Annotated in this window: 5 protein-coding genes and 1 pseudogene; 1 reads left to right on the top strand and 5 read right to left on the bottom strand. The window is 60.9% G+C overall.

All coding sequences use genetic code 11. The annotated features are described in order from the left end of the window. Nucleotides 1–323, top strand: a pseudogene (locus GPA21_RS18590) (NAD(P)/FAD-dependent oxidoreductase); the annotation flags it as partial. A 97-nt stretch (nt 324–420) separates the two neighbouring features. Here GPA21_RS18590 and GPA21_RS18585 read toward each other — a convergent pair. The 5 genes from GPA21_RS18585 to narH form a co-directional block, all read right to left on the bottom strand. Continuing rightward, entirely contained in the window at nt 421–1125 is a 705-nt protein-coding gene (locus GPA21_RS18585; RefSeq protein ID WP_168989585.1) for a response regulator, read from the bottom strand. Then, nucleotides 1126–3060 carry a type IV pili methyl-accepting chemotaxis transducer N-terminal domain-containing protein gene (locus GPA21_RS18580; RefSeq protein WP_168989584.1) on the bottom strand — a complete coding sequence of 645 codons (1935 nt, stop codon included), beginning with the start codon at nt 3058–3060 and terminating at the stop codon, nt 1126–1128. 112 nt (nt 3061–3172) lie between these two features. Next, complete coding sequence (gene narI, locus GPA21_RS18575) at nt 3173–3874, bottom strand: respiratory nitrate reductase subunit gamma (protein WP_168989583.1); 702 nt, start codon at nt 3872–3874, stop codon at nt 3173–3175. A gap of 13 nt (nt 3875–3887) precedes the next feature. After that, on the bottom strand, nt 3888–4436 hold the full coding sequence (gene narJ / locus GPA21_RS18570; RefSeq protein WP_168989582.1) for a nitrate reductase molybdenum cofactor assembly chaperone: 549 nt from the start codon (nt 4434–4436) through the stop codon (nt 3888–3890). A 10-nt stretch (nt 4437–4446) separates the two neighbouring features. Next, nucleotides 4447–6015, bottom strand: a complete 1569-nt coding sequence (gene narH, locus GPA21_RS18565; RefSeq protein WP_168989581.1) for a nitrate reductase subunit beta — start codon at nt 6013–6015, stop codon at nt 4447–4449. Between the last annotated feature and the right edge of the window lie 328 nt (nt 6016–6343).

Genomic DNA, 6343 nt, shown 5'->3' with positions numbered 1-6343 from the left:
GTGCCGAGCTTGCCGGACGCTCGCTTGGCCATGCGGGGGACATCGACGAGAGCGCGCGTGTCGTGGCTGACAGGCTTTGTGGCAGCGATACGGTGTTTCGCCCTATGGCGCGCGCCAGTCGTCTGACCATCGACGCCTGCCCATTGGTGTGGTGCGAACCGCCCGCGGTTGCGGGTGAGTGGCTCGAAAGCGCCGATGCCGGAGGCGTCGAGGCGCTGTTTCACGATACCGCCGGCGGCTTGTGCGGATACGTGCTGATCGGCGACAGGATCATGCAAGCGGACAGGCTTGCTCCCCTGTTGCAGGCGGGTTATCGCGCTTGATCGCACGGCTGTCGGGTTGCACCCAGTTCGACATGCGCTTCATCGAGTCTTGTTGTTTCCGGCAGCCGGAGCCACCGGTTAGACCGTCCGGGCCCCCTCACCGCGCCTGATCATCGCTGGGTGGAACGACGCCGAATCCATGCTCCACCGCAAAGACCGCCGCTTGTACGCGGCTCGAAAGTCCCAGCTTCCGCAGGAGATTCTGAACATGGATCTTGACCGTGCTCTCGGCGATATCGAGCGCTCTGGCGATCTCCTTGTTGCTCTGGCCGCGCGCGAGATATTCGAGGATCTCTGATTCCCGCCTGGTCAGGGCATCGATTTCGGGATTCGGGACTTCCTTGCTGCCGACCCGCGACGTCGGCTTAACACCGACCCCCCGAATGCCGGCAAGCAGTTTGTCCATCATGTGGGGCGAGATTACCGATTCACCCTTTGCCGCAGTTCGGATCGCCATCGCCAGCGTTTCAGCTTCGATGTTCTTGAGGAGGTAGCCGCAGGCGCCCGCCTTGAGGGCATCGAACAGGTCTTCCGCCTCTTCCGACACGGTGAGCGTGAGAATCTGGGTATTCGGATGCTCCTCGAGGATCAGGCGCGCGGCGTCGACTCCCGAGAGTCCCGGCATGTGAAGATCCAGCAGAATGACATCGGGTTCGAGCTGCCCGGCTCGTTTTATACCCTCGGTCGCGTCGCCGGCTTCGCCAACCACGCATATGTCGCTGTAGCGCTGGAGCAGTGACCGAATGCCGCTGCGAAACAGGTTGTGGTCATCGATAAGCAGGACACGGACCGGATCACTCATTCACGCGGCCTCCTTGTGGACCCGACTGAGCGTGATACGCACCTCAGTGCCCTTGCCTGGCCATGACTTGATGCTGAAACGCCCACCGATGCGTTGCGCGCGTTCGCGCATGATCTGCAAGCCGATGTGGACCTCGCGATCGACGGATTGATCGTGCCCATCGTCGAAGCCGCGACCGTCGTCACGAATGCTTACCTGCAAGCCGTCGAGCCCACGGCGGATCACGACGCTGGCTGAACGTGCATCGGCATGTTTGCGAATGTTGGAAAGGGCTTCCTGGACGATGTAGAGAAGCTGTGTTTCGATCTCGGGGTCGAGTGGTGCACCACCACCCTGGATGTCCAGGTTGGTGAGCAGGCCGGTCTGCTCCGAGAGCCTGTGCAAGGCTGCACCGACGGCCGAGTCCAGATCCGTATGATCAATGCGGGCACGAAAATGGACCATCAGCTCGCGCAAGTCGTCGTAACTTTCCTGAAGACCTTGGCGCAGCATGTTCAGGCCCGGGCGAATCTCTTCGATGGCATCGCGTTGCAGTGAGTCTTCCAGCATCTGCACCTGGAGATTCATGAAGGCGAGCGCCTGCGCGATCGAATCGTGAAGTTCGCGGGCGAGCAGATTGCGCTCCTCGGAAACCGCCAGCTCTCTCTCGCGGGCCTGCAGGCGAAGGTTGTCAATGGCGGTGCCCAGTTGCTGGCCGAGTGACTCGAGCAACTGGCGATCGGACGCGCTGAACGTACGCGGTCGTTCGAAGTAGAGATTGAATACGCCGGTCTGGCGTCGATTCACGCTGATGGAGGCCACCGCGATCGCTGCAAAGCCCGCGTTCTTGCAGTGATCCATGGTGACCGGAAGATTCTCTGTGGCGCGCATGTCGGCAAGGAGAGTGGCGTTTTGCTGGCTGACGCTACCGCAGAGGCATTCGCCACACTTGAGCAATGCTTCCTGAGTGACAAAATCCTCGCTCAATCCTTCGCTGACTGTAATGCACAGGTTCTCGGCGTCGTGGTCGAGCAGTCGGACGGAGCCCGCGCTGGCCCCGAGCATCTTGATGGCGCGCTCTATGAAACCCCGACACAAGCCGTCGATGTTGTTGGGTTCATGCAGGAAATCGCTCGCGGAATAAAGAATCTGAAGCTCGCGATTCTTCTCGATCAGTGAACGGGTCTTGTCTTCGACGCGCTCTTCGAGTGTTGCGTAGAGACTCTGAAGGTGGTTTGCAGCGCGGTTGAAACCAGTCGACAAGCGCCCGAACTCGTCCTCGCTGTGCACGCCGACACGATGACCGAAATCATCTTTCTCCCAGCGCTCGATGCCCGTCGAGAGTTCGTTGATTGGCCGGATGACTTGCACGAAGAAGAAACGAATCAGCAAGAGGGTGCCGACAATGGCGAGCAACAGCAGACTGACCTGGGTCATCTGGAGGATGTTGGTGCTTCGCGCGTAGCTCGTTTCCATCTTGCGCACGACGGTGTCGATTTCGGCGACGTAGGTCGGGATCAGCTCGGCGAGCCTGGTGTGTGTTGCAGTGGGAGTCGTTAGTGCACGCTCCACCTCCGGCAGCATGACCGTGAACCAGGTGGTGCGAAGTTGCTCGACATCGCCCGGGATGCCGTTGCCACGTGGGATGAAGAGCGGACGTGACGGATCACCGTCACGCAAGGTGGTCAGTGTGGTCTCGAAATGGTAGGTGAGCGCAGCAATTCGTTCTGCCCTGGTGCCGTTCGAGCTCTCTGCAGCGTCGTCTACGCTGAGTGCATGTGCAATCCGATAGATCTTCATGCGGAGGCTGCCGGCGTCGTTGATCGCGGCGGAGGCCCCCTTCAGCTGCCAGGACAGCGACAGCGTCACGCCGATCGATGCCAGGGCGACGAGAAAGAACAGCAGCAGCATGCCTATGATCTTGACGCTCAGACTGTTGCGCAGAAATTTTGGCATGCTGGCAGGGGTATGGGTTTTCCGCCGGTGGATTGATGGAGAATATCGCAAACCGATCCGTCGCTGTGCGCGGATGGCTCAAAGGGCCCCGGGTTTTGCCGGGGCCCCCTGATCAGATCGAGGACTTCACCGGACGCTTGGTGCGAACGATCTGGTAGGCGCGCACCGCGTAGTTGAACGGCGCGGTGAGGATATGCACCAGGCGGGTGAAGGGGAAGATCAGGAACACGGTCAACCCGAAGAAGATGTGAGCCCGGAAGATCGGGTCAGCCTGGGCCATCAGCTCCGGCTTCGGGTTCAGCACCAGAATGCTCCTCACCCACTCGCCCAGCGCCAGCATTACGCTCGGGTCACCCTTGTTCGCATGGCCGATCGAGAACGGGATCGTCAGCAGGCCGAGGATGAGCGTCAGCAGCAGCCAGCTGAGGACAAAGATGTCGGCACGGCGGCTGTTCTTGCGAATCCGCGGGTTGAACATGCGCCGGCGCCACAGCATCACACCACCAACCAGACACGCGGTGCCGAATATCAGGCCGGCCCAGATCGCGAGCCACTGGTGGGCGAGATCGGAGACGCCGAGCGCGACCCACAGCCCGTGCGGCAACACCATGCCGGCAAAGTGGCCGAGAAAGAGCATCAGGATGCCGACGTGGAACAGGTTGCTTGCCAGCAGCATGTTGTCCTTGGAGAGCAGCATCGACGAGTCGGTCTTCCAGGTGTATTGCTCGTTGTCGTAGCGAATCCAGCTGCCGATGACGAACACGGTGAGGCAGATGTAGGGATAAACCCCGAAGAAAAGAGTGTTCAAGGACATGGTGGGTATCTCCTCAGGCCGCCAGCTGAACCAGCGAGCCGTGGTTTTCGATCACGCGGATGAGTGGCGCGTAGGGACTCTCGGCCTTCTCGAGGTTGGCGGCCAGGACCTGGAACACCTTCGCGGCGTCGCTCAGGAACACCCGGACTTCGGTCTCGTCCAGTTGCGAGACGAACTCGAGCATCAGCGGCAGGTAGTCCGGGATCTCCTGTTCGTCGTGCTGCAAGCCATAGGACTTGTAGAACTCGGACAGGTCGATGAGAGCCGGGCCGCGATTCTTGTCGTCGCCGAACACATGATGGGTCAGGTGCAGGCTGTGCTCCGGGGTGAGGTCGAAGGTCTTCACGTAGTCCGCTTCGAGATCGGTCTGGTCGCGACCCAGCATCCACTCGATGAACGTCGCCAGGTCCGCGTGCTCCTCTTCGGAGAAGGTCCGCTCCGGATCCAGCGCGACGAGCAGCGAGGCGGCACCGCCCTCGGCCTTGACGGCCGAGCGCAGATCCGAGACATACTCTCCGCCGGGATAGTCCAGCAGCGTGGCGAGCAATTTATAGATGAGCATTGTCGTCTCCTCAGTAACGTTCGCCGGAAACGTCATGATCGTCCGCATGCGGGGCGAGCAGGCGCGACTCGACGGTTTCCTTGCGACGCTCTGGGAAGAGCGAGTTCGGTGAAATGCCGGTGGACGAGTCGTTGCCGAAACTGAAGCCGGCCTGACCCTGGAAGCCGTAATAGTCTTCCATCCGCATCTCCTCCTTCGAGGTCGGAATCACGAAGCGGTCTTCGTAGTTGGCGATGGCGAGGTAGCGGTACATTTCCTTGGCCATGTCCTCGGTCATGCCGACTGCATCGAGTGCGCGGGTATCCGGTGTGCCCTCGACGTGAATCGAACGCTGATAGGAGCGCATCGCGATCATCCGGTTGAGTGCATCGACGATGGGCTGCTCCTGGCCGGCGGTCAGCAGGTTGGCCAGATACTTCACCGGCAGGCGCATCGCGGACGCCTTCGGGATCACGCCGTCGGCTTCGGTCGGCAGCGCCTTCTGGTCGATCTGCGATTGCACCGGCGAGAGCGGTGGCACGTACCAGATCATCGGCAGAGTGCGGTACTCGGGGTGCAAGGGGAAGGCGATCTTCCATTGCACGGCCATCTTGTAGATCGGCGACTTCTGAGCGGCGAGAATCCAGTCGTCGGAGATGCCGTCTTTCTTGGCCTGTGCGATGACCGCCGGGTCGAACGGGTCGACGAACATGTCCAGATGCTCCTGGTACAAATCCTGAACGTTGTCGGCGCTGGCGGCTTCAGAGATCTTGTCGGCGTCGTAGAGAATGATGCCGTTGTAGCGGATGCGCCCGACGCAGGATTCCGAGCAGACCGTCGGCAGACCGTTTTCGACGCGCGGGTAGCAGCCCACGCACTTTTCGGCCTTGGACGACTCCCAGTTGAAAAACACCTTCTTGTAGGGACAGCCCGAGATGCACATGCGCCAGCCGCGGCAACGGTCCTGGTCGGCCAGTACGATGCCGTCTTCGTCGCGCTTGTAGAGCGCTCCCGAGGGGCACGAGGCGACGCATGCCGGGTTGATGCAGTGGTTGCAGATGCGCGGCAGATACATGTGGAAGGTGTTCTCGAACTGCTTGTACATTTCCTTCTCCATGTTGGAGAAGTTCTTGTCACGCGCACGCGAGGCGAATTCGCCGGCGAGGTCGTCTTCCCAGTTCGGCCCCCAGGTCACCTTGTCCATCTTCTCGCCGGTGACCTGCGACACCGGACGTGCGGTTGGTGCGGCCTCGGACAGCGGGGCGTTCTGCAGCCGCGCATAGTCGAAGGTGAAGGGTTCGTAATAGTCGTCGATCTGCGGCATGTTGGGGTTGGCGAAGATCTGGACCAGTTTCTTGATCTTGCCGCCGGCCTTGAGCTCGAGCTTGCCGTTGAGCTTTTCCCAGCCCCCCTTCCACTTCTCCTGGTTCTCCCATTCCTTGGGGTAGCCGATGCCGGGCTTGGACTCGACGTTGTTGAACCAGGCGTATTCGACGCCCTTGCGGTTGGTCCAGACGTTCTTGCAGGTCACTGAGCAGGTGTGGCAACCGATGCACTTGTCCAGGTTGAACACCATCGCGAATTGCGCGCGGATTTTCATTGGTAATCTCCGTTAGCTGAATCTTCCTCCCCCTTCAAAGGGGGAGGCCGGGAGGGGGATGGGTTTCGGTAGGGCCCGGCGGTCTGGGCTGTCGAAGCCGCCGCCGGAAACCCATCCCCACCCCAGCCCTCCCCTTGAGGGGAGGGAGCAAACCCCCGTTGTTTTTGGTCCTTACTTCGAACCCACGCCCACCGGATTCCTCTGCGCTTCGCGCTCCGGAGTCAGCGGACGTTCGAGCCAGTCGATGTCCTGATCCTCGATCTTGTGGATCACGACCACCTCGTCGCGCTGGCAGCCCACCGTGCCGTAGTAGTTGAAGCTGTAGGAG

This window comes from Azoarcus taiwanensis, from assembly GCF_012910885.1.
Classification (GTDB): domain Bacteria; phylum Pseudomonadota; class Gammaproteobacteria; order Burkholderiales; family Rhodocyclaceae; genus Azoarcus_F; species Azoarcus_F taiwanensis.
This window is presented reverse-complemented; position numbering and strand designations above follow the sequence as displayed.